18 protein-coding genes, 2 tRNA genes and 3 rRNA genes are annotated in these 25,279 nt (G+C 40.3%); 11 read left to right on the top strand and 12 right to left on the bottom strand.

Annotation, left to right across the window (positions count from 1 at the left end; genetic code table 11):
* Positions 1 to 40: 40 nt before the first annotated feature.
* Positions 41 to 1,831 (bottom strand): acyclic terpene utilization AtuA family protein, encoded by a 1,791-nt coding sequence (locus tag CQZ96_RS16650; RefSeq protein WP_105714471.1) that lies wholly within the window; start codon positions 1,829 to 1,831, stop codon positions 41 to 43.
* Between the two features lie 166 nt (positions 1,832 to 1,997).
* Here CQZ96_RS16650 and CQZ96_RS16645 point away from each other — a divergent pair, with 166 nt between their 5' ends.
* Positions 1,998 to 2,600 (top strand): TetR/AcrR family transcriptional regulator, encoded by a 603-nt coding sequence (locus tag CQZ96_RS16645; RefSeq protein ID WP_105714472.1) that lies wholly within the window; start codon positions 1,998 to 2,000, stop codon positions 2,598 to 2,600.
* Between the two features lie 81 nt (positions 2,601 to 2,681).
* On the opposite strand, the gene vapC is transcribed toward CQZ96_RS16645, so the two are convergent.
* The 4 genes from vapC to CQZ96_RS16625 all read right to left on the bottom strand — a co-directional run bounded on the left by vapC (position 2,682) and on the right by CQZ96_RS16625 (position 5,813).
* Entirely contained in the window at positions 2,682 to 3,077 is a 396-nt protein-coding gene (vapC, locus tag CQZ96_RS16640; protein WP_105714473.1) for a type II toxin-antitoxin system tRNA(fMet)-specific endonuclease VapC, read from the bottom strand.
* A complete protein-coding gene (locus CQZ96_RS16635) occupies positions 3,074 to 3,304 on the bottom strand; it encodes an antitoxin (protein ID WP_105714474.1) in 231 nt (76 codons plus the stop codon). Before CQZ96_RS16635 ends, vapC begins: the two co-directional genes overlap by 4 nt.
* Before the next feature lie 103 nt (positions 3,305 to 3,407).
* Positions 3,408 to 4,577 (bottom strand): acyl-CoA dehydrogenase family protein, encoded by a 1,170-nt coding sequence (locus tag CQZ96_RS16630; RefSeq protein ID WP_004817883.1) that lies wholly within the window; start codon positions 4,575 to 4,577, stop codon positions 3,408 to 3,410.
* Between the two features lie 72 nt (positions 4,578 to 4,649).
* Entirely contained in the window at positions 4,650 to 5,813 is a 1,164-nt protein-coding gene (locus CQZ96_RS16625; RefSeq protein WP_056515669.1) for an acyl-CoA dehydrogenase family protein, read from the bottom strand.
* 194 nt (positions 5,814 to 6,007) lie between these two features.
* Here CQZ96_RS16625 and CQZ96_RS16620 point away from each other — a divergent pair, with 194 nt between their 5' ends.
* Positions 6,008 to 9,364 carry a DEAD/DEAH box helicase gene (locus tag CQZ96_RS16620; RefSeq protein ID WP_105714475.1) on the top strand — a complete coding sequence of 1,119 codons (3,357 nt, stop codon included), beginning with the start codon at positions 6,008 to 6,010 and terminating at the stop codon, positions 9,362 to 9,364.
* A gap of 154 nt (positions 9,365 to 9,518) precedes the next feature.
* On the opposite strand, the gene CQZ96_RS16615 is transcribed toward CQZ96_RS16620, so the two are convergent.
* From CQZ96_RS16615 to CQZ96_RS16590, 6 genes are all read right to left on the bottom strand, one after another.
* Positions 9,519 to 10,022 carry a DUF2004 domain-containing protein gene (locus CQZ96_RS16615; protein WP_105714476.1) on the bottom strand — a complete coding sequence of 168 codons (504 nt, stop codon included), beginning with the start codon at positions 10,020 to 10,022 and terminating at the stop codon, positions 9,519 to 9,521.
* A gap of 175 nt (positions 10,023 to 10,197) precedes the next feature.
* Positions 10,198 to 10,312, bottom strand: a 5S ribosomal RNA gene (rrf, locus tag CQZ96_RS16610).
* 167 nt (positions 10,313 to 10,479) lie between these two features.
* Positions 10,480 to 13,370, bottom strand: a 23S ribosomal RNA gene (locus CQZ96_RS16605).
* Positions 13,371 to 13,707: 337 nt separating this feature from the next.
* Positions 13,708 to 13,783: transfer RNA gene (locus tag CQZ96_RS16600), tRNA-Ala, on the bottom strand.
* 44 nt (positions 13,784 to 13,827) lie between these two features.
* A tRNA-Ile gene (locus tag CQZ96_RS16595) sits at positions 13,828 to 13,904 on the bottom strand.
* Between the two features lie 59 nt (positions 13,905 to 13,963).
* Positions 13,964 to 15,502, bottom strand: a 16S ribosomal RNA gene (locus CQZ96_RS16590).
* The 16S, 23S and 5S rRNA genes sit together here with 2 tRNA genes alongside, the layout of an rRNA operon.
* A gap of 576 nt (positions 15,503 to 16,078) precedes the next feature.
* Here CQZ96_RS16590 and CQZ96_RS16585 point away from each other — a divergent pair.
* The 7 genes from CQZ96_RS16585 to CQZ96_RS16555 all read left to right on the top strand — a co-directional run bounded on the left by CQZ96_RS16585 (position 16,079) and on the right by CQZ96_RS16555 (position 21,662).
* Positions 16,079 to 17,032: a VacJ family lipoprotein gene (locus CQZ96_RS16585; RefSeq protein WP_004726001.1), complete on the top strand. Its 954-nt coding sequence runs from the start codon at positions 16,079 to 16,081 to the stop codon at positions 17,030 to 17,032.
* 123 nt (positions 17,033 to 17,155) lie between these two features.
* Positions 17,156 to 18,124 (top strand): RsbU family protein phosphatase GigA, encoded by a 969-nt coding sequence (gene gigA / locus CQZ96_RS16580; RefSeq protein WP_004725998.1) that lies wholly within the window; start codon positions 17,156 to 17,158, stop codon positions 18,122 to 18,124.
* Between the two features lie 113 nt (positions 18,125 to 18,237).
* Positions 18,238 to 18,762 carry an anti-anti-sigma factor GigB gene (gigB, locus tag CQZ96_RS16575; protein WP_016539397.1) on the top strand — a complete coding sequence of 175 codons (525 nt, stop codon included), beginning with the start codon at positions 18,238 to 18,240 and terminating at the stop codon, positions 18,760 to 18,762.
* 32 nt (positions 18,763 to 18,794) lie between these two features.
* Positions 18,795 to 19,619 carry a carbon-nitrogen hydrolase family protein gene (locus CQZ96_RS16570; RefSeq protein WP_105714375.1) on the top strand — a complete coding sequence of 275 codons (825 nt, stop codon included), beginning with the start codon at positions 18,795 to 18,797 and terminating at the stop codon, positions 19,617 to 19,619.
* Positions 19,620 to 19,706: 87 nt separating this feature from the next.
* Positions 19,707 to 20,144 (top strand): MarR family winged helix-turn-helix transcriptional regulator, encoded by a 438-nt coding sequence (locus CQZ96_RS16565; protein ID WP_105714376.1) that lies wholly within the window; start codon positions 19,707 to 19,709, stop codon positions 20,142 to 20,144.
* 89 nt (positions 20,145 to 20,233) lie between these two features.
* Positions 20,234 to 20,659 carry an organic hydroperoxide resistance protein gene (locus tag CQZ96_RS16560; protein WP_004725989.1) on the top strand — a complete coding sequence of 142 codons (426 nt, stop codon included), beginning with the start codon at positions 20,234 to 20,236 and terminating at the stop codon, positions 20,657 to 20,659.
* 154 nt (positions 20,660 to 20,813) lie between these two features.
* Complete coding sequence (locus CQZ96_RS16555; protein WP_105714377.1) at positions 20,814 to 21,662, top strand: hypothetical protein; 849 nt, start codon at positions 20,814 to 20,816, stop codon at positions 21,660 to 21,662.
* 163 nt (positions 21,663 to 21,825) lie between these two features.
* Here the strand turns inward: CQZ96_RS16555 and gspE are convergent, their stop codons facing one another.
* Positions 21,826 to 23,313, bottom strand: coding sequence for a type II secretion system ATPase GspE (gene gspE, locus CQZ96_RS16550; RefSeq protein ID WP_004725986.1), 1,488 nt, complete (start codon positions 23,311 to 23,313; stop codon positions 21,826 to 21,828).
* A 111-nt stretch (positions 23,314 to 23,424) separates the two neighbouring features.
* Here gspE and CQZ96_RS16545 point away from each other — a divergent pair, with 111 nt between their 5' ends.
* Positions 23,425 to 24,246, top strand: coding sequence for a hypothetical protein (locus tag CQZ96_RS16545; protein WP_004725984.1), 822 nt, complete (start codon positions 23,425 to 23,427; stop codon positions 24,244 to 24,246).
* A 14-nt stretch (positions 24,247 to 24,260) separates the two neighbouring features.
* Positions 24,261 to 25,196 carry a mechanosensitive ion channel family protein gene (locus CQZ96_RS16540; RefSeq protein WP_004725982.1) on the top strand — a complete coding sequence of 312 codons (936 nt, stop codon included), beginning with the start codon at positions 24,261 to 24,263 and terminating at the stop codon, positions 25,194 to 25,196.
* The last annotated feature ends 83 nt before the right edge of the window (positions 25,197 to 25,279 follow it).

Here is a 25,279-nt window from a genome sequence, read left to right as displayed (position 1 = left end):
TTAAAAAGCGAGGAATTCACCCCACGTTCATAAACAAGGATTAGAAGGACTTTAAACTCGCTGGGATTTTGACTGGCATATCTAAAAGCTGCTGAGCAAAAGCTTTACCTTGTGGATCAATACGTAAACTGGCAATTCCTCCACCACCTAAGGCATTTTCCAGCATAAAATTTAAGGCATTAAACCCTGTGATTTCATAACGAATCACTTTAGACTTTTCAGGGTCTAAAACATGCTGCATATATTCTTTGACCTTTTCCTCAGTCAAATTGGCGCGAATCCAGGGTAGATATTCAGGCTGACGTGCGATCACTCCAATATTGCTATGATTGCCTTTATCGCCACTCCGAGCATGGGCAATTTCAACTAAAGGAACTTCAATCTCCTGACCCGTAAATTGAGCAACCTCACCCACTGCAACAACATCAAAAGATTGATCTGAGCAACCTGATGGAATCTGTATATTTTGACGCTGACCATTGATGTCGATCGCAACACTTAGTTTTGATTTATCCACTAAAAACGAGAACAACTTAATCACAGGAGAAGCTTTGGGACGCCCCCCAACAATTCCAGCCAATGCAGGTGCCATTCCGGTAGATGCTTGGGCAATTTCAGAAGCAAAGAACATACATGCTTCTTTAAACATGTGCTTTACAGCGATTTTGACAACCACTTCTCGACTATTGATCTGCTGCGCATTTGCACCATAGGTACTTTCAATACCCAATATTTCAACTGATTTTTCTAAGAATGGTGGAACTGAACGTAATGCTAAAACACGCTCACACTTAGTTAATATTGCATCTGCAATTACTTGGGCTTTTTCAGGGGCTTCGCGTCCTGCAATCAGGAAACTCACCAAGACACGATAACCATCAGGATAGGTTGCACTGACTTTATATTGTTGTGTCGGTGCTCTACCTTTTGCGCCAATCACTAAAACTCGATCTTCACCCACCTGTTCTAATTTCACTTTGCTAAAATCTGCAGTAACATCGGGCAATAAATACGCTTGTGGATTACCAATTTCATAGACAACTTGTTCAGCAACAGTTGCAACCGAAACCAGTCCACCAGTTCCTTTTGGTTTAGTCACGATAAATGATGCATCTGCTTTCACTTCAACAATTGGAAACCCCATATTGTCAAAGCCTTGTACTAAGCGCCAATCCGTGAAATTGCCACCTGTACATTGTGCACCACACTCAATGATATGCCCTGCTAAAGAACCTTGGGACAGCTTGTCATAATCCTCTAAGGACCATTGATATTCATGCAACAAAGGTGCAAGCACCACAGCTGAATCCACCACTCGCCCAGTGATGACAATATCTGCACCTTGATCAAGTGCGTCTCGAATTGGAACAGCTCCTAGATATGCGTTACAACTGGCTAATTGGCTAGGCAAATCTTCGCCACTAAACATCTCTTTAATATTTTGTGTGTTTAATTCGGCTTGTTGTGGCATTAGGTCATCCCCCAATACCACTGCAATTTTTAAATCCAATCCTTGTGCTTCAAGCACTTTCTGCAAGGCATCACGACATGCCAATGGATTAACACCACCAGCATTGCTAATCACTTTTATTTTTTTATCACTGATTTTTTTAAGCAGCGGTGTCATCACCCGACTGACAAAATCCAAAGCATAACCATGTTCTGGATTGGTCATCATCGCTTTTGCCATGATAGACATGGTGATTTCTGAAAGGTAATCAAAAACCAAATAATTGATGTCAGACAAATGTACCAACTGAAATGCTGCGGTATTGGTGTCCCCCCAGAAACCTGAAGCACATCCAATTTTCACAATACGTTGATCTTCCATTTTCACACCTATCTTGTTTTCATTGTTCTGAATAAAATTTATACGCCAATCTACCAAGCAAGCGCTTGGTTTGTAAAGGGCAAAATGTTATCCTGAATTGGCAAATGTGCTAAAACACGTTTTAAACAATGAATAATTTGCTTAACTTTATGGAAAAAATGATCCGATGATTGCTCACTCAATCGATGATATCCAACCAATCGCATGTTTTGATGACAGCCCTAAAGGTCGTTTATTACTTGGTGCTGCTTATTTATTTCATAAGCAAGGTTATGCCAAAACTACAGTTCGTGAGTTAGCAAATTTCATTGGAATTCAATCGGGTAGCTTGTTTCATCATTTTAAAAGCAAGGATGATATTCTTGCCAATGTCATGCATGAAACCATTATTTACAATCATGCCCGTATGCTTGATGCAATCCAAAAATCGGATGATGCTGAACAACAGTTAAAACACTTGATCAAAGCTGAGTTAATTTCGATTACTGGAGATACCGGTTCAGCCATGGCTGTTTTAGTTTATGAATGGTTTGCATTGTCAAAACAACGACAAGATGAACTTCTTAAACTGCGAAATGATTATGAGGATATCTGGTTCGATGTGATTGAGAAATTACGCGACCTCGGCAAAATTCAGCATGATGCTTTTATTTGGCGCCGTTTGTTGGGCGGTGCGATTGCTTGGACCGTCACTTGGTATAATCCCAATGGTAAAATGAGCTTAGATGAACTGACTGAAATCGTTTTGGAAATGGCAATTCATAAGTAATACAAACCTAATATAAGAATTTCAGGTGGACAGATGATTCAACTTACTTAATAAGTAGATAATTCTTTCAAAAATTAACGTTCAAACCCAATTTTCTAATTTTAATCCATCAATTCGTTCAAATTCTTTCATATTATTTGTCACCAAAACAGTATCTAATGCTAACGCATGTGCTGCGATTAACATATCTAAGCTACCAATCATTTGTCCTTTAGACTGTAATGATTGTCTTAATTTTGCATAATGCCAAATTGCATTTTCATCATAGGGAAGAACATCTAAAGGAACTAAAAATTTATCCAAAGCATTTTTATTTCGCAGAGACCCTGACTTTTCTACCCCAAAAGCCAACTCCGAAGCACTAATACTTGAAATTGACAGCTGGCCTAATTGATATTGTTTAAATTTTTCAAATACATGTGCTGGTTTGTTGTTAATAATATAAATACAGATATTGGTATCAAGTAAGTAAATCACAATAATTCTTCTCGACTTTGAATGCCTTGATCTTCCCGCTCAAGCAAAAAACCATCTTCAAACTCAAACACAGCCTCTTGCATAATTTCCCAAGGATTATTTAAAGGTAAGAGTAAAACACCATTACCAAAGTGTTTAACCACAACTTCTTTACCCTCAAAACGAAATGCTTTAGGTAAACGAATAGCTTGGCTACGTCCTGATTGAAAAATCTTTGCTACTTCCATAAGGACTCCTTAAATTGATAATAACCATTGGTATATATCATACCATGGTTATTTTTTCAGCAAAAATCAACATTGTAAGTTTTTATCATTCAAAAATGCGTCATTAAAACCCCAACTGCTTACTAATCAAATCTTTCATGATTTCTTCAGCACCGCCACCGATCATATTTACTTTGACTTCACGATAAATACGCTCGGATTTAGTCCCTCGCATAAAGCCCATACCACCCAAGGTTTGCACTGCTGCATCTGCACAGAACTGCATGGTTTGGGTTGCGATATTTTTTGACATACAAATTTGTGCAATTAAATCACTGCCCTGTAGTTCAGCCTGCCCCATACGATAAGCAGTATCCTCCAATAATGCCCGAGTTGTGGTTAAACGCGTCGCCATATCAACCAACTTATGACGTACCACTTGATGATCAACTAAGCGTTTTCCAAAAGTCTTCCGCGCTTTAGACCACTCTAAAGCCTCTTGATAACAGACCAAGGCATAACCATAGGCCATAGAGGCTAACCAAAAGCGCTCCATATTGAAGTTCTTCATAATGACCTTAAAGCCTGCATTTTCTTCACCAAGAAGATTTTCTACAGGAACTTTCACTTGGTCAAAATGCAAATGAGCAGTATCTGATGCCCACCAACCCATTTTCTTTAAAGGTGATTTAGTGATGCCATCACTGTGTGCATCGACCAATAACATCGAAATACCACTCGCACCTTTATTTTCAGGATCGGTTCTCACCGCTACCGTATAATAATCTGCGCGCATACCTGAAGTAATAAAGGTTTTTTCACCACTCACCAGATAAAAATCACCTTCACGGATTGCTTTGGTTTGTAATGCAGCAACATCAGAACCGCCGCTTGGTTCAGTAATCGCAAGTGCAGAAATTTTTTCGCCTGAAATAATTTGTGGCATCACCTTGTCACGAATATGCGGCTGGGCAAAATGATGAATTGGTGGTGTACCAATGGTATGAATCATCAAAGAAATATGTACGCCACCAGAGCCAGCTTTGGCTGTTTCAACTGCGGCTAAGAACACATGAAATGCATCTGCATCTGAGATTCCCCCATGCTCATCATCAAAGCCTAAACCCAATAGACCAATTGCAGCAGCCTTTTGATAAAGCGCACGAGGAAAAGTTTCAGCCTCATCCCATTCATTCACAAAAGGAGAAATCTCTTTTTCAACAAATTTCTTCACACTGTCTGCAAATGCACGATGCTCAGCGGTGTAGTAAATCGGGTTATTTAAATGATCCATATCTTGTTGTTCCCTGCTTATTTTTATTGCGATTTATTGTGTACAGTTCTAGTTTAATCCATTCTCGATTTTCTAATAGCCCAATTGACGACTCGCGAGGTCTTTCATAATTTCTTCCGCCCCACCACCAATCATATTGACTTTAACATCACGGTAAATCCGTTCAGACTTAGTGCCTCGCATAAAGCCCATGCCCCCTAAAGTTTGTACAGCTGCATCGGCACAAAACTGCATAGTTTGAGTGGCCACATTTTTAAGCATACAGATTTGCGCAATCAACTCATTGCCCTGCATTTCAGGCTTCCCTAAGCGATAAGCAGTATCCTCCAACAAAGCAAGTGTTGTGGTTAAGCGAGTCGCCATATCGACTAATTTATGCCGAACCACTTGATGATCAACTAAACGTTTACCAAAGGTTTTTCGTTCTTGTGCCCATTCCAATGCTTCTTCATAACAGGCTAATGCAAAACCATAACTACTGGCAGCAAGAAAAAACCGCTCCATATTGAAGTTATTCATAATCACAAGGAAACCCATATTTTCTGCCCCCAACAAATTGCTTGCAGGAACACGAACTTGATCAAAATGGAGATGAGCTGTATCCGAAGCCCACCATCCCATTTTGTCGAGTTTTGATTTGCTTATGCCGTCACTATGGGCATCCATCAATAACATCGAGATACCATTCGGGCCTTTGGCATCAGGATCTGTACGTACTGCAACGGTATAATAATCCGCACGAATGCCCGATGTAATAAAGGTTTTTTCGCCACTGACAATATAGTCTTGACCATCCCGTACAGCTTTGGTTTTAAGTGCTGCTACATCAGACCCACCCGTGGGTTCAGTAATCGCCAACGCTGAAATTTTTTCGCCTGCCAAGATTTGAGTCAGTACAGTTTGTTTAATCTCATCTGAAGCAAAATGATTGATTGGAGGTGCGCCAATCGAGTGTGACAATAAGGAGGCACATAAACCACCTGAACCTGTTTTGGCTAACTCAATCGAAGACAACAACACATGAAAAGCATCGGTTTCTGGAATTCCCCCATAGTTTTCGTCAAAACCTATCCCCAATAAGCCGATATCTGCGGCTTTTTTATAAAGTTCTTTTGGAAAGGTTTCTGCCTCTTCCCATTGATTGATATGTGGCATTAATTCTTTTTGAACAAACTTTCGAATGGAATCTGCAAATGCAAAATGCTGATCTGTATAGTAAATTGGATTATGCTTCATCTTGATTTGCTTCCCAGCATTATTTTGAAAAACTTATACTGACAGATTTTATTTAATTTAAAGTTGCAGAAACGATCAATTTGTATTTAAAAACATGTCATTTTTGATCAAAACTCATATATTAATTTCAGATTCATGATCAAAAATCCGTTACACTGTTAGTAATTTCCTTTTAATTTTTAGCTCTATAAATAATGGCGACATTGAATCAATTTTTATCACGTTTTAACCCTGCAACCATTCAAAGAAGCTTGAGTTATGTCAAAAAAATTGATCTAAAATCCTTAGAGGTCTACCCTGATCGGGATAATTTAGTCATCGAAGCACAAATTCAGGGAACGGATTATTATGAAACGGCTGTTATCTATAATCCTTTAACAAATAAAATTGTGGATACCGACTGTAGTTGCCCTGTTGGTTACGATTGTAAGCATTCGGCTGCACTTGCACGTTATTTTTATGATCAACAACTTTCCAACCCAGCCGCACGTCAAAAACTAAACCCATTAGACCAAGCTCAAACCACAACAAATAGTTCTACCCACACCACGGCAAAAGCTTGGCTCGCTCAATTTAAACAACAATTGGCACAAGTTCAACGCACTGAAACGCCAGTACAGCACCAACTTATTTATATTTTCCAACCAAAAAATAACACCGCCAAATTACAACTTAGTGTTTTTAAAGTTCGTCGTAACAAAGATGGAAAAATTAGAGATACTGCACTCTACACCAGCTATGACAATGTATTAAATGAACGTCTTAAAGTGAGTAAAGAAGAAAAGAAAATCTTTAGTCATTTGTACTTTTTCGCTAAGCTAAATTTTAGCGATGTTCATTTTTATCCAGCGTCATGGGATATTTCAGGAATCTATCAAGAACATCTAAGAACGGCTATTCAAAGTAGCGCTTGTTACGCACTAGATGTACAAAGATTACCTTTAACATGGTCTGACCAAGTTTATAAAATTGAATTCAACTGGCAAACGCGTACAGAACAGCAAACAGAAAAACTCAAGGCACAATTTTTTGATGAAAATCATCTAGAAATTTCACCGGACCATGCTGAACAAATTTATATTATTCATTCTCATCCATTAAGTTATCTCGATACCCTTAAAAACCAAGTCGGTATACTTGAGTCTTCGTATTCTAGTGAAATGATCGAAGAATTGCTGAATATGCCACAAATGCCTGTGGAATTAATGGCTGAATTTGAACAAGTGATTCAACCCTATGCATTTTTTGAAGATTTACCTCAAGCACCATTTGCACAAAGTATAGAAATATTAAAAGGTAAACCCACACCTATTTTACGTTTTGGAACACATCCGCAATATGATCGTCTTGGTCATATGCATCATTATGCAATTGCTGAAATTGAATTTGAATACTCAGCTGGACGAATTAAAGCGGGTTTCCCTGATGACAGTTTCATTATCAATATTGATGAAAAAGCGGTTCGACAACAACGCGATTTAGTTGCTGAAAAGAAACATATTGATGAATTAATTCATTCAGTTAAATCCATGCAACGGATTACCAAGCTACCAAAAAGCAAACGCCCTGCTTTTGATGACATCAGTGAAAACTCAATTGTTTATGCCGATCCAATGGCTTGGGTTGAGCAACTGGTTCCTGAAAATAAAATCGAAGGTCTCGGCTGGAAAGTTGAACATACCCTAGATAGTCAGTTCAATTTAAGTGCAACACAAAACCTGCAACTCTCATTGAACGAATCTGAAAAAAAACAAGACTGGTTTAATGTCGGTGCGACGATTCAGGATATGAATGGCAACACCTATAACCTGATTGATCTTCTTGGCTATGCAATACAGCATAATCCACATCTTTTAGAAGATGACTATATTGAAAAAATGGATAGTGACAGCTTCTTAATTGTTCATTTAAAAGAAGCTCAAACTCAACTGGCACTTAGAAATCAAGAAATTAAGCCCATTCTGATCTATTTAAAAGAAATTTTACGACATCCTGAATCTGCAACATTAGATCAATACGATGCCGCTCAATTCTTAGATTTACAGCATCATTTAGGCATGCCTTGGCGTACCAATGAGCGTCTGAAAATATTTGCTGAAAAGCTTCAAAATAGTTATCAAGATCAAATCTGTACACCACAAGGTTTCCAAGGCGAACTACGCCCATATCAACAACAAGGTTTAGCATGGCTACAGTTTTTACGCGAAACTGAACATGGCGGTATCCTTGCCGATGATATGGGACTCGGTAAAACTGCACAAACACTTGCACATATTCTATTAGAAAAGCAGGCAGGCCGATTAAATCAACGCCCAGCCTTGATTATTGCACCAACATCTTTAATGCATAACTGGCGTAAAGAAGCGGAGAAATTCACCCCTGAATTAAAAGTTTTGGTCTTACAAGGACATGACCGAGTTGAGCATTTTCAAGAGATTAAAAATGTAGATATTGTGCTCAGCACCTACCCGCTTTTGGGCCGTGATGAAGAATTTTTACTGCCCTATCAATATCATTTATTGATTTTAGATGAAGCGCAAAACATTAAAAACCCTCGGGCCAAAGCCTCTCAAATTGTACGACAAATCAAAGCAAAACATCGTCTATGCTTAACTGGCACACCGATGGAAAACCATTTGGGCGAATTATGGTCATTGTTCCATTTCTTGATGCCTGGTTTTTTATATAGTCAGGAATTGTTTAATAAAAAATATCGTAATCCTATCGAGAAACATGCAGATCTTCAGGTTAAAACCAAACTCATTTCTCGTATTAAACCGTTTATGTTGCGTCGTTTAAAAACAGAGGTGGCGAAAGAGCTTCCTGAAAAAACCACGATTGAAGTCAATATTGATATGAATGAACAGCAATCCAAGCTCTACGAAGCTGTTCGTGCAACAATGCAAAAGAATATTCGTGAGTTGATTGCAGCTAAAGGCTTCCATCGTAGTCAGATTCAAATTTTAAGTGCATTACTTAAGCTTCGACAAGTTTGCTGCCATCCAAGCCTTTTACAGCTTGATCAAGTCAAAAATCAAAATGTTGAATCAGCAAAATTAGATCATTTATTGGAAATGGTTCAAGATATGGTTGAGGAAGGGCGTAAGATTTTAATCTTCTCTCAATTCACCACGATGCTACAACTTATTGAAGAGCATTTAAAAGCCTTAAATATTCGAAATGTAAAACTTACTGGACAAACCAAGAAACGTGATGAAGTGATCACGGCATTCCAAGCAGGCGATATTCCTGTTTTCCTCATCAGTTTAAAAGCAGGCGGTGTCGGGCTTAATCTCACTGCTGCTGATACAGTGATTCATTATGACCCTTGGTGGAATCCAGCCGCTGAAGATCAAGCGTCTGATCGTGCATGGCGTATTGGTCAAGATAAACCTGTATTTGTTTATAAGTTGATTACCAACCAGAGTATTGAAGAAAAGATTTTAGCCTTACAGAAAAATAAAGCTGATCTTGCCAAATCTATTCTAAGTATTGATCATGAAAATGAAGTGAAATTATCTGAAGATGATGTCATGAGTTTATTGGATTGAAACTTTAAAGATAAGGTGTGGAATTTAACAAAAGTTAGATCTAACGCATCAATACGAAGAAACCCCGTCACCATGATGGGGTTTTGTTTTTTATACCTACATTGTTTTAGAATCTATAGACTTCTAAATACGGCTGCTTCACTTTACTGCATCGTTAGCTTTCCCAACTTAAATGATCCAAATTACCGTGATCATCTGTTTTAACGACGATTAACTGATCAGTTAAGTCTCTATTTGTAGTGTAATCAAAGACAGCAAAATACGATGTATCATACTTTCCATCTGGATAAAGCCCAACTCTTGTTAAATATAATTTGGTTAAAAACTGCTGTGCTTTGTCTATTGGATTAGAAATCCCAATTTTTTCTAAGAAATCATCGCCTAATTCTTCAATATGAAAATCCACATATTCTTTAACAGTCCCTTCCTTTTCATTTTCAAAATCTTGTTGAATATAATCTTGGTTTTTTTGATCAAATTTTTCTATATTTTCAATAAAAGACTTAACTCGTTCAAAAGTTTCTACATCTAAAGTATTCGCTTCAAAATTTAAATCAACTTGAACGGCTTTGCCATTAAGCTCAAGATCAACTTGGTAATATTCTTCTAGTGATTCTAATTGCAGTGTTCCAAAATGCGGCAAGGTGTATTCTGGCATTTTTTATATTCCTATATTTTTTACATATTAGATAAAACAATTAATTTATCATTTAATAATAAGAAATTCTTGGTCTAGATTTTATATTTATGTCTTTAAAAATAATAAAACACTTAAAATAATACGCATAAAAAAACACCCCGCTCTCTAGAGATCGGGGTGTTTTAGATTTAAAAGCTGGCGATGACTTACTCTCACATGGGTAACCCCACACTACCATCAGCGCTAAGAGGTTTCACTTCTGAGTTCGGGAAGGGATCAGGTGGTTCACTCTTGCTATTGTCGCCAGCAAACTGTTATGGACTTGTTCGGGTCTTATTTAAATGCCTTACTTCGTACCAAATGAGTTTAACAGAACATTTGAGTTGGGTATTGTAACTAGCTTTTCAACTAAATCAAGTATGTTTGATCTTTTATGAATCAAATGATGCTTCATATACAACTGCTTGGGTGTTGTATAGTCAAGCCTCACGAGCAATTAGTATTGGTCAGCTTCATGCGTCACCGCACTTCCACATCCAACCTATCAACGTCGTAGTCTTCAACGGCTCTTTAGAGGACATAAAGTCCTAGGGAAATCTTATCTTGAGGTAGGCTTCCCGCTTAGATGCTTTCAGCGGTTATCCCTTCCGAACATAGCTACCCGGCGATGCGACTGGCGTCACAACCGGTACACCAGAGGTTCGTCCACTCTGGTCCTCTCGTACTAGGAGCAGATCCTCTCAAATTTCCAACGCCCACGGTAGATAGGGACCGAACTGTCTCACGACGTTCTAAACCCAGCTCGCGTACCTCTTTAAATGGCGAACAGCCATACCCTTGGGACCTGCTTCAGCCCCAGGATCAGATAAGCGGACATCGAGGTGCCAAACACCGCCGTCGATATGAACTCTTGGGCGGTATCAGCCTGTTATCCCCAGAGTACCTTTTATCCGTTGAGCGATGGCCCTTCCATACAGAACCACCGGATCACTAAGACCTACTTTCGTACCTGCTCGACTTGTGGGTCTCGCAGTTAAGCGCGCTTTTGCCTTTATACTCTACGCGTGATTTCCGACCACGCTGAGCGCACCTTCGTACTCCTCCGTTACTCTTTAGGAGGAGACCGCCCCAGTCAAACTACCCACCAGACATGGTCCTCGTCCCGGATAACGGGACAGAGTTAGAACCTCAATATTACCAGGGTGGTATTTCAAGGATGGCTCCATAGCAACTGGCGTCACTACTTCAAAGCCTCCCACCTATCCTACACAAGTAAGATCAAAGTTCAATGTCAAGCTGCAGTAAAGGTTCACGGGGTCTTTCCGTCTAGCCGCGGGTACACCGCATCTTCACGGCGATTTCGATTTCACTGAGCCTCTGCTGGAGACAGCGCCCCCATCATTATGCCATTCGTGCAGGTCGGAACTTACCCGACAAGGAATTTCGCTACCTTAGGACCGTTATAGTTACGGCCGCCGTTTACTGGGGCTTCGATCAAGAGCTTCGCTTACGCTAACCCCATCAATTAACCTTCCAGCACCGGGCAGGCATCACACCCTATACGTCCACTTTCGTGTTTGCAGAGTGCTATGTTTTTAATAAACAGTTGCAGGGGCCTGGTTTCTGTGGCTGCCAATAGCTCAAGGAGCAAGTCCTATCACCGTCAGCAGCGTACCTTCTCCCGAAGTTACGGTACCATTTTGCCTAGTTCCTTCAGCAGAGTTCTCTCAAGCGCTTTGGTCTACTCGACCTGACCACCTGTGTCGGTTTAGGGTACGATTCCTGTGTAACTGAAGCTTAGAGACTTTTCCTGGAAGCATAGTATCAGCCACTTCGCTAGTAAACTAGCTTGCTATCAGCTCTCAGCATAGAGCACCCCGGATTTGCCTAAGATGCATGCCTACTGCCTTTCACCTGGACAACCAACGCCAGGCTGACTTAACTTTCTCCGTCCTCTCATCGCATTACACAGAAGTATTGGAATATTAACCAATTTCCCATCGACTACGCCTCTCGGCCTCGCCTTAGGGGTCGACTCACCCAGCCCCGATTAACGTTGGACTGGAACCCTTGGTCTTTCAGCGAACGGGTTTTTCACCCGTTTTGTCGTTACTCACGTCAGCATTCGCACTTCTGATACCTCCAGCATACTTCTCAATACACCTTCATCGGCTTACAGAACGCTCCCCTACCACGTATACATAGTATACATCCGCAGCTTCGGCATATAGTTTTAGCCCCGTTACATCTTCCGCGCAGGCCGACTCGACTAGTGAGCTATTACGCTTTCTTTAAAGGGTGGCTGCTTCTAAGCCAACCTCCTAGCTGTCTATGCCTTCCCACATCGTTTCCCACTTAACTATAATTTGGGGGCCTTAGCTGGCGGTCTGGATTGTTTTCCTCTTGACTACGGACGTTAGCACCCGCAGTCTGTCTCCCGGATAGTACTCATAGGTATTCGGAGTTTGCATCGGTTTGGTAAGTCGGGATGACCCCCTAGCCGAAACAGTGCTCTACCCCCTATGGTATTCGTCCGAGGCGCTACCTAAATAGCTTTCGGGGAGAACCAGCTATCACCGAGTTTGATTAGCCTTTCACCCCTATCCACAAGTCATCCCCTGGCTTTTCAACGACAGTGGGTTCGGTCCTCCAGTTAGTGTTACCCAACCTTCAACCTGCTCATGGATAGATCACCCGGTTTCGGGTCTATACCCAGCAACTAAACGCCCTATTAAGACTCGATTTCTCTACGGCTCCCCTATGCGGTTAACCTTGCTACTGAATATAAGTCGCTGACCCATTATACAAAAGGTACGCAGTCACCGAACAAGTCGGCTCCCACTGCTTGTATGCATGCGGTTTCAGGATCTATTTCACTCCCCTCACAGGGGTTCTTTTCGCCTTTCCCTCACGGTACTGGTTCACTATCGGTCAGTCAGGAGTATTTAGCCTTGGAGGATGGTCCCCCCATATTCAGACAAGGTTTCACGTGCCTCGCCCTACTCGTCATCATTATATGTGCCCTTTCGTGTACGGGACTATCACCCTCTACGGTAGCACTTCCCAGAGCTTTCCGCTAAAACACATATAACTTAATGGGCTGATCCCCGTTCGCTCGCCGCTACTGAGGGAATCTCAATTGATTTCTTTTCCTAAGGGTACTGAGATGTTTCACTTCCCCTCGTTCGCCTCGCATGACTATGTATTCATCATGCGATACCTACCTTATGGTAAGTGGGTTTCCCCATTCAGAAATCTCCGGATCACAGGATATTTGCCGCCTCCCCGAAGCTTATCGCAGGCTATTACGTCTTTCATCGCCTCTGACTGCCAAGGCATCCACCACATGCACTTAATTACTTGACTATACAACCCCAAACAGTCGTTAATCCCTACAAGGAGGATCAACAATGTGAACTTAATCACTTCTATTTGTTGCCTGTGAATTTAATCACTATACAGCTTCAATTTAATTCATATACCAAAACGCTTGATTCAGTTTTATCGCTAGTGCTCATTTCACTCAACATTAACAATTGCTTGCTAACATCAACTAAAACGAGTTTAAACAATTATTTCAACTCAAATATATTCTGTTAATGATTCACTACCGCCTCGTCAGCGAGTAGTTAACTGTGATAAATCACAGAACTTAATAAGCTATCAGCTTACTAAGTTCTGTAATCACTTAGTCTTTAATTAGTGGTGGAGACTAACGGAGTCGAACCGTTGACCTCCTGCGTGCAAAGCAGGCGCTCTACCAACTAAGCTAAGTCCCCAGCTTAAGATCTTAATATATCTGCTCTTCTGTGTTCAGTAGACTTGGTGGGTCTGACAAGACTTGAACTTGTGACCCCACGCTTATCAAGCGTGTGCTCTAACCAACTGAGCTACAGACCCTCAGATACATCAATGAAGAACAACTTGTTGTGGATTCTTACCAATCGTCAATCTTTCGTTAAGGAGGTGATCCAGCCGCAGGTTCCCCTACGGCTACCTTGTTACGACTTCACCCCAGTCATCGGCCACACCGTGGTAAGCGTCCTCCTTACGGTTAGACTACCTACTTCTGGTGCAACAAACTCCCATGGTGTGACGGGCGGTGTGTACAAGGCCCGGGAACGTATTCACCGCGGCATTCTGATCCGCGATTACTAGCGATTCCGACTTCATGGAGTCGAGTTGCAGACTCCAATCCGGACTACGATCGGCTTTTTGAGATTAGCATCCTATCGCTAGGTAGCAACCCTTTGTACCGACCATTGTAGCACGTGTGTAGCCCTGGTCGTAAGGGCCATGATGACTTGACGTCGTCCCCGCCTTCCTCCAGTTTGTCACTGGCAGTATCCTTAAAGTTCCCACCCGAAGTGCTGGCAAATAAGGAAAAGGGTTGCGCTCGTTGCGGGACTTAACCCAACATCTCACGACACGAGCTGACGACAGCCATGCAGCACCTGTATGTAAGTTCCCGAAGGCACCAATCCATCTCTGGAAAGTTCTTACTATGTCAAGACCAGGTAAGGTTCTTCGCGTTGCATCGAATTAAACCACATGCTCCACCGCTTGTGCGGGCCCCCGTCAATTCATTTGAGTTTTAGTCTTGCGACCGTACTCCCCAGGCGGTCTACTTATCGCGTTAGCTGCGCCACTAAAGCCTCAAAGGCCCCAACGGCTAGTAGACATCGTTTACGGCATGGACTACCAGGGTATCTAATCCTGTTTGCTCCCCATGCTTTCGTACCTCAGCGTCAGTATTAGGCCAGATGGCTGCCTTCGCCATCGGTATTCCTCCAGATCTCTACGCATTTCACCGCTACACCTGGAATTCTACCATCCTCTCCCATACTCTAGCTTCCCAGTATCGAATGCAATTCCCAAGTTAAGCTCGGGGATTTCACATCCGACTTAAAAAGCCGCCTACGCACGCTTTACGCCCAGTAAATCCGATTAACGCTCGCACCCTCTGTATTACCGCGGCTGCTGGCACAGAGTTAGCCGGTGCTTATTCTGCGAGTAACCTCCACTCATCTTGGGTATTAACCAAGAGAGCCTCCTCCTCGCTTAAAGTGCTTTACAACCATAAGGCCTTCTTCACACACGCGGCATGGCTGGATCAGGGTTCCCCCCATTGTCCAATATTCCCCACTGCTGCCTCCCGTAGGAGTCTGGGCCGTGTCTCAGTCCCAGTGTGGCGGATCATCCTCTCAGACCCGCTACAGATCGTCGCCTTGGTAGGCCTTTACCCCACCAACTAGCTAATCCGACTTAGGCTCATCTATTAACGCAAGGTCACAAGTGATCCCCTGCTTTCCCCCGTAGGGCGTATGCGGTATTAGCATCCCTTTCGAGATGTTGTCCCCCATTAATAGGCAGATTCCTAAGTATTACTCACCCGTCCGCCGCTAGGTCAATTACCGAAGCAATCTCCCCCGCTCGACTTGCATGTGTTAAGCCTGCCGCCAGCGTTCAATCTGAGCCATGATCAAACTCTTCAGTTAAAAATCATTAGTGACTTAAGGTCACAATTCTGGCTCATCAATGTACTGACAAATTCTCTCAAATAAACTTCGAGTAATTTAAACCAATCAATCAATGATAATATTTCGATCAATCAATCAGTAAAAATCCACACAAGTTGTTCTTCATATTCTCTTAATGATCTTCTCAATGCTTCGTCAGCATCAAGCTAGGTCGGCTATACTACTCTCTATCTCCAAAAAGTCAATCAATAATGTTAATTATTTTTTCTAACAAACCCAACTCTAATCTCATCTTAAAATCTCAATTCGAAATCTTAACAACTCAATCAAGTGCCTGATTTATCAGAAGTTTTATTTAACATCGCCGCCGATGGATGTGCATTCTACAGCATTCCTTACCCAACACAACCCCTTTTTTTAATTATTTTAATTGTTCGAACAAATATTGTTCGTTTATCATATTTATTCACACTTTTTAATCAAATTTGCTTTAATACATATGTAATAACTGCTGTTAGAATACGATTATGAAGTCTTTAATATAGCTATATCGTTATTGACTACTTTTACTTTAAGAATATTTCAAGGAATTCTATGCGTCCTTATCATGTACTCTGGGCTTGTTTACTTAGCATTGGTCTGACTAGCCATGTATTTGCTCAAGACGAATTATCTACTCAAGAGAATTCTGACAATGCGGTTTCTACAGACTCTGTTTCAGATGATAAGTCGTCTCAAGAGAATTCTTCGACACTAGAAAACGAAGCAACGTCAAAACATCCAAGAATCGAAGCGCTTAAAGAGCTTAAAAACATCACAAAAAATGACTTAAAAGTGAATGCCAATGCAGCTCAACCAGATGCTGTAAAAGATCCACTTCAACCATTGAACCGTGAAATTTATGCGTTTAATGACATGATCGACCGTAATGTAGCTCGACCTATCGCAGTTCAGTACAAAGAGAAAGTGCCAGGTGATGTACGTTCCTCATATAGTTTATTTCGTAAAAACTTAAGTGAACCATGGAATGCGGTCAACCAACTTGCTCAAGGACGCTTTAGCCGTGCAGCAAAGTCCTTAGGTCGTTTTACTATTAACACAGTCACCTCTCTAGGTTTAGCCGATCCTGCAACTCGCTTAGGTTTAGCAACTGAAGAAGAAAGCTTGGGTACAACATTAGGTTACTACGGTATTCCAAGTGGTCCTTATGTGATGCTGCCTATTTTAGGACCAAGTACCCTTCGTCACTCAGCTGATTATGTTGCTGAAGGTTATGCCAATCCGCTTACTTACCCAATGGATAATAACCATCAAACAGGTTTAATCTGGGGTAATCGTACTTTAGGTGGGATTAATACTCGTTCTAAACTTCTAGATGTTGAAAGTGTATTGCAAGGTGATCGTTACTCAGCAATTCGCGATATCTATTTACAACGTTTAGCATTCCAAATCGCTGAGAAAAAAGGCCGTGGACAGGAAGCTGTCGCGTTTGTAGATGATGACGAGGATGATAGCAATAGTCCTGCTGATACAAACGCAGACAAATAACCACAATATTTTGTTAAACTTATTTGCTAGTAATTCATATGGTTTTACTAGCATTGTGGTGTCATCTATAGTAAATCTACTGGATAATGCTTTTATACCGATTAAGGATCATTCATTTCTTCTATGTATTTCATTCAACCCAGTCGCCAAATTTCAAGCTTAGAACAAGTATTAGATACGCTTCCTAGCTTGCAGATGATTACCATTGAAGACATTCATCGTTATGATCCAACAATTATTGCAATTGCAGACGTCCACGATTTTTTACAATACCAATGGGCTTTGCCTACCATTGTCATTGCACAAGAAAATGAAGGAAGCGAACTTTCTCAAGCATGGGAACTTGGCGCTCTTGCTGGTTGGATCTGGACCAAGCTTCCAGCCAATCTTGAAGATTCTTTATTAAAAATTGATGCGCAATATAAACGTAATCAAGATAGCCGTGATTTACCATCTGCCGCAGAACTACAAAAGAAACTTCTTCCAAATCCAATTGAACTACAAAACTATAAAGTTGAGACGCTTTTCCAGCCTTCAGCATATTTGTCTGGTGATTGGTATGACTACTGGAAAATCAGTGATAAAGAGATCATGTTCTATTTGGCTGATGTGTCAGGACATGGTGTAACCAGCTCGTTACTGACATCTTGGATGGCTGCCTTTCATGGTCGCTCGAAAACACCAAGGGAGTTGATTAAAAAACTCAATGGTATGCTGGTTCAAGAAAATATTGAAAAACATATCACGATGTTAGCTGGAATTCTAAATCTAGAAACACATGCTTTAAAATGGTCAAGTGCGGGGCATTACCCTCCCCCCATCATTTTTGAGCCCAACCAAGCCCCTCGTGTCTTAAATACCAGCAGTTTTCCTTTAGGACTCACAGAAGATTTAGAGGTTGAAGAATTCCAATGTACCTTAACCAAGCATGCGCGGTTCATTATTTGTTCTGATGGTGCCCTTGAACCATTCTCAGGTGGTTTGAATGAACAGTTCTCACAATTGGTCTATCATTTGCAAAATCAATCATTCCGCGCACCAGAACATGTAGCAGATGACATTGCAATCCTCAGTCTCCGCAGAATGAATTAACAACATAATCAAATACATATAATAAATTAGACTAATAACCTATACGCAAACGCTTGAGTATAGACTTGCGCTATGTGATAATTTTCCTATCCTTCTCTGCAAATGGCATTTATATGTCAACAGGTCATGTTGAATATGCAAGCTTGAATGGAACGCATATTTTCAAACTTATTGGTGAAGTGCGAGCCCAATCTTGTATTAGTTTAGACAAACTTTTGGCAAGGATTGAACAACAGAAAAACGTCATTGGCGCAATTGTTGATTTAACCCAAACCACATTTATTGATAGTACAGTTCTTGGAATACTTGCCAAGCTTGGCTTAAAGTTGAAACAAGTACACCACATCCAAGCGGTGATGCTGTCCACAAATCCAGATATTACCACTCTAGCCAATAGCATGGGCTTAGGGCAGGTTTTTGTCATTTTAAATTACTGTGGTGACCCTCAAGTGTGCACCAATGCTTTGATTGACGATAACGTTAATCACAGCACAATGCTGTGTACCGTTCTCGATGCACACAAAACATTAATGAAGCTCAATGAAAACAACCAAAATATGTTCGAGCCATTAGTTAAACAACTTGAAAAGCAGCAAGATACAATGGAATGTGTATCTTCAAACCAGCAAAACGCTTAATAATTTCAAAATTGCTTTATCAGGGATAGCCCATGACTTTACTTTCCGTTGTTCAAATGAACTCTCAAAATGACATTGAAGCAAACTTCAGTGTGATTGAGTCGTTGATACAACAAAGTAAAGCTGATGGAGCTTCTTTGATTGTGTTTCCTGAAAATTTTGTCTGCTTTGCCGCAGGTAAACAACGGGAAACTGCTGCACGTTTTGAAGAAATTCAAAAGCGTTTAGAAAACTTAGCACACCATTATCAAATATGGATTGTTGCAGGGACTTTACCTTGCCCTTTCCGTCCAGATGGTTCAATTATTGCTGACGGTCGAGTTCGTACTGTCAGCCTATGTATCAGTCCAGAAGGTACTGAAGCTCGTTATGACAAAATTCACTTATTTGATGTACAAGTGGGTGATGCTGTTGGTGGGTATCAAGAATCTCAGTTTTTTGAACCAGGCAGTGATGTTGTTGTCGCGAAAACACCTTTTGGACAAATCGGTTTGATGGTTTGCTACGACTTACGCTTTCCAGAACTTGCACTCACCTTGAGAGCGCAAGGTGCAAATATTTTGACTGCACCAGCTGCATTTACCTATACCACAGGTCAAATACATTGGCAGTTATTACTTCAAGCACGTGCGATGGACAGCCAATGTCATGTTTTAGGTGCAGCACAACAAGGTTGGCATGGTGAAAAACGTCAAACCTGGGGACATGCTGGCTCAACCAATAGTCGTGGGCAGATTTTAGCCATTACAGATGCAGAAGGTGCGCAATTGATGACGGTACCTTTTGATTTGAATGAGCAGCGCTCAATTCGTGAATCAATGCCTTTAATGCAACATCGCAAATTGATGTCATTCTAAGCCTGTATTGCCATTAATGACTTTTATTTCCTGAACGAGACAAAACAACGTTATACTTGTGAGGCGTAATATCTTCACGAGACAAGCATGCAACAAGACTATTCAAACTTAAATCTTGATCATCAACTCTGCTTTCTTGTTTACTCTACAAACTTAGCATTAAATCAACTTTATCGTAAATTACTCACACCACTAGGACTGACCTATCCACAGTATTTAGTTATGTTAGTGCTTTGGGAAAAAGATGGTCTAACTGTATCTGAAATCGGTGAAAAACTCTTTTTAGAATCATCTACACTTACCCCCTTACTCAAAAAATTACAAAGTAATGGTATTGTTAACCGCGAACGTTCTACGAAAGATGAACGTCAAGTAATTATTAGCCTCACTGCTCAGGGCCATGCGCTAAAATTAAAAGCCGTGGATATTCCGTTACAAGTTGCTCAAGCCAGTGCCTGTGACTTAGACAGCATTACTCAATTGAAAGATCTTCTTTCAAATTTACGCGAAAACATTTCAAAATAAAGTTATCAAATTTTACACAAACGCTACTTGTTTAAATATTTATATCGTATACGATATAATTGAACACAATCAAAAATGGATGATTTCCGATGTCTTTAGAAAAAGTGGTTTATACAGCACATGCAAAAGCAACTGGCGGTCGTGATGGTCGTGCAACATCATCAGACGGAATTTTAGATGTTAAATTAGCAGTGCCTAAAGAAATGGGTGGTGCTGGTGGTGGTACCAATCCTGAACAACTTTTTGCAGCAGGTTATTCTGCTTGCTTCCTTGGTGCGATGAAGTTTGTTGCGAATCGTGATCATTTAAAAATTACCCCTGATGTTTTTATCGAAGGTGATGTTGGTATTGGTCCAATCGCTACTGGTTTTGGTATTCAAGTGACTTTAAATATTCATTTAGAAGGTTTAGAGCAAGAAGAAGCACAGAAATTAGTAGATGCTGCACATATCGTTTGTCCATATTCAAATGCGACTCGTGGCAATATTGATGTGACATTAAATGTAATTGTTTAATGTTATGATAAAACCTACCTAGAAGTATAAATTTATTTTTAGGTAGGGGTAATTTACAAAGCTATTTAAATCAGTTTGAATTTTCACCCAAGTATATTTATTCGCTAAAAAAATGTTCTGTATAATTTTATGTATCTAAATCTTAGGGTAAACAATGGCACTTAGTATTAAAGATTTATATTTTAAAATATTAGACTTTGAAAAAATTTTATACTTTGAAACAATATTAGACTTTAAAGCTGAAGATTTTTTTGAATCTGTAATTAAAAAATGGATTGTTGAAAATGACTATAAGAATTATATTTCGAATATATCCAACAAAATAAGTGGTAGAAAAAATGAATTATTGCAAGAAGATATTTGGGAGCTTTATGCATTATCTCGTGTATTAGACCTACTGACACTTCCTTTTCAAACTGACAATGATGCTGATGATTCTGATTGGAAAGGACCAAGAATTACAGTAGCAGAATACATTGAATTTAATAACCTTCTTGGTCTTGAAATAACTACACCCTTTTCATTCAAACCTTTTAATTGTGAAATAATAGAAGCACAAATAGGAATGAATGATTTCGAAATTATTGAGTGTAACTTTCCTGCTGTAAAACTAAATAATTTAATGATAAAAAAAGCTGGTGTGAAAATTTTACTCAATCCAGATAAATTCAATTTAAACTTAATAAACAAGGCTTCAATTTATTGGGCATTCAGACGTAAAAATAGAAAATACTTTGACTTATCTCAAGGATGGGGAAGTAATTCACAATGGAGAACCGATTTAAGATTAGATATTGAAACAGAAAACTCTTACATCTATAACGTAACAGGGAAATTTAACCTAAACTCTCCAACAATAGAACTCATGGAAGAGTTAAATCAACAGGACTTAGAACTAAATGAGGCAGTGGAATTAACTGTTTTTAGGCATTTTATGAAATGTACAAAAGATGATTCTGATCTATTTCCATATTATTTTAGATTTGAAGAACAAAAAAGTTAACATAACAAGGATGATTTTCATTTAGAGATGACGAAAATCCAAACATAAATTTCCATACCCTAAATAAATACTTATCAAAAAAAGCTGCTTTAGCTAAATATCTATTTTGATAAACGATTATTAAGGGCTAGGAAATAACATATAAACTATTAAAGAATCAGGCTTACTCAGCCGCTTCATTGGTGACACGTAAAACCTCTTCCATTGTGGTTTTACCCGCCAATACTTTACGTAAACCATCATCTCGAATTGAGCCTGCATCTTTACGTGCATATTCTTCAAGCTCATATTCTGCTGCATTACCATGAATCAAACGGCGCATCTGCTCATCAATCGGTACAATTTCATAAATCGCAGTACGTCCTGTAAAGCCCGTATGGGAACAAAAATCACAACCATTCGGCACAGGCAGTTTTAAATTCGATTCTAAACTCACAGGTTTAAACACATCTTTTTCAAAGTCATCTGCTTCACGCCATGTATGACAATGAGAACACAATGTCCGAACTAAACGCTGGGCAATTACCCCAATCAATGAACTGGATAATAAGAAGGGTTCAATCCCCATATCTTTTAAACGGGTCACAGCACCAATTGCCGTATTGGTATGCAGCGTAGATAAAACCAAGTGACCTGTTAAAGACGCTTGAACTGCGATTTCAGCCGTTTCCAAATCACGAATCTCACCCACCATCACCACATCTGGATCTTGACGCAGCATGGCTTTTAACGCACGGGCAAAAGTCATATCTACTTTGGTATTCACTTGAGTCTGCCCAATCCCTTCAAGTTGATACTCAATTGGATCTTCAGCAGTGAGGATATTTTTAGAACCATCATTCAAATCAGAAAGCGCGGCATACAAAGTCGTCGTTTTACCCGAACCTGTAGGGCCAGTGACTAGAATAATGCCATGTGGACGATGAACCAATTGCGTTAAACGCTCATAGTCAGGCTTCATTAAACCCAAATGAGTCATGTTGAGTCGACCCGCTTGTTTATCCAACAAACGCATAACGACACGTTCACCATGCGACGATGGCAAGGTCGAAACACGGACATCCACCTCACGTCCTGCAAGACGTAAAGAAATACGACCATCTTGTGGAATACGTTTTTCTGCAATATCGAGTTTTGCCATGACTTTAATACGCGATACCAACAATGGCGCAAGTTCACGACGAGGCTGTACGATTTCACGCAATTGCCCATCTACCCGTAAGCGAACAGATAATTTCTTTTCAAAAGCTTCAATATGAATATCAGAAGCCCCGACTCGAATCGCTTCAGACAATAAAGCATTGATGAGTCGCACGATTGGAGCATCATCTTCCTGATCCATCAAATCTTCAGTTTCAGGAATCTGATCGGCCAGACTCAATAGATCAGGGTGATCTTCAAGACCAGCTGCAACCTGTTGCGATTCGCCCGTTTCACCAGCATAGCTTGAACTGAGCATGTGATTAAACTCAGTTTCATTACATAATTGATGTTGTGCTGTACGACCGAGATAGCGGCGGGCTTCCTGAATCGCAATTTGTGCGGTATCCTGACGGCGAACAATAAAAACTTGATCACCTTCATAACGCAACAGCACTCCATGCCGTTTTGCAAAACTATATGGTATTTGTAATTGTTTGAGAACTTGCATTACAACTTATATTAATGATTTAAATTGCTTTGAGTGTACTCTATGCTCATGACAGCGTGAAGTCTGTTTGTTAAAGATTTGATGATGATTTTATGAATGGGATAAACACATTTGTCTAAGAAGAAAGAACATCTGGAACCAGAACTCCCTGATTTAAAGTGGTGGGGAGAACAACTGTTTGAATTGAACCAATCCAAAGCATGGCAATTTGGTTCTATGATGATGCGCATTACTCGTGGTTTACAAGAATGGCGCTTGGAATATTATCGTCCAAAATTCCAATATGACTATGAGCAGCAATGGCATAAAATCCATGATGTAAACTTTGGTTTTCCTGAACCTGTACATGTTGAACGCTATATGTTTCGCGAGACCCATAAAGCATTTCAACTTATGCCCCGTTTAGCCGATCGCTCTGTGGTGATTCGTCCTGTCGATCCAATTTATATTCCGGCAGGCCAACGCGGCACACTCTATATCAGTACACCACTGTGGATTTCAGGTTTTGTGCAAGCCCAAAAAGAACCCTTATTTGATATTCCTGTAATTTTACCTAAGGATACATGGTTTGGCCCTGATCACCGCACAGGCGAAATGTGTTATGCCACCTCAGTCGATGGTCGTACCGAATTAAATTTATTACGTCCACGTGCCTTTCGTGCAGTAACACCGATTGATTTCCACAATGTCAGTAGTCATCAGCTTCGATTTGACCGTATGAATGTGCCTGTTCCTGCGCTACCTTTATTTTATAGTGAAAGTACAGGACGTTTATGGACATCACAAATCAAGGTCGTGTATGAAGGCAATGACCGCCCTGCCCGTGTAAGAATTGAAAATCGTACACCACCTTTGGCCGGCGAAGTGATTTATGTACATCCGCCACGCTCACCAGGTGGCGCTTTGTTCAATATGTTTGATTCATTTTTCTAAGGGATGAGGTAAAAATGGCTGAATCCAATATTCCCAAAGACATTGCCAATAGCCTAAAAGGCATCTTTACCAATGTAAATGTCGACCGCTTAAGTGAAATTGCTGTTGCTCTGATCCTCTGCTTTGTGGGTTTTGTACTGGCACGTGTCATTTCCAATACCTTTATCCGTACCATAGGCGCGCGCTTTAATGCGCATCAACGTTTGGTTTGGCGTAGAGGTATTTTTTATTTTATTTTCTTACTGTTTGTGATTGCCAGCTTAAAAGAAGCAGGCTTTAAACTCAGCGTATTTTTAGGCGCAGCAGGGATTTTAACTGTTGCATTGGGTTTTGCCTCACAAACTTCTGCATCAAATTTAATCAGTGGCTTATTTTTAATTGGCGAAGGTTCATTTGAAGTTGGCGATACGATTCAAATCACCCTGATTCGTGGACATACTATTGAAGGTGAAGTGATTTCGATTGACTTACTTTCAGTGAAACTTTTGACTATGGACAATGTCTATGTGCGCCTCCCCAATGAGCAATTGATTCGCGCCCCCGTACATAACCTATCAAAATTCCCGATACGGCGATTGTCGATTACGGTTGCAATTAACTTTAATGAGAACATCAATAAAGTTCGTGAAGTTTTAATTGATGTTGCCAACGATTACCCGTTGGTATTAGCAGATCCTAAACCGCGTGTAACTGTTTCTGCCTTTGGAGAATCCTCCATTGAAATTTTATTTGCGCTGTGGTGTATGCAAGCAAACTATCTACAAGTCAAAGATGAAATTCATGAGTTAATCCGCAATCGTTTTGTGGAAAATCAGATTGAAATCCCTGTACCTAAAATTGGCTTTGTAGATCGTCCAAATCCAAATGAAGTTCTTCAAAATGAAGATATTGATGGTTATGCCAATAAACAGGATTTAAAATTAGAGCAACAACAAGATAAACAGCTTTAAGCAGACCAAAGCGATAACCTAGAAAACAAAAGTCCCTCATTTATGATTGAGGGATTTTTGTTTTCAATTACAAAATATTCATC

This window comes from Acinetobacter sp. MYb10, assembly GCF_002980175.2.
GTDB lineage: Bacteria > Pseudomonadota > Gammaproteobacteria > Pseudomonadales > Moraxellaceae > Acinetobacter > Acinetobacter guillouiae.
This window is presented reverse-complemented; position numbering and strand designations above follow the sequence as displayed.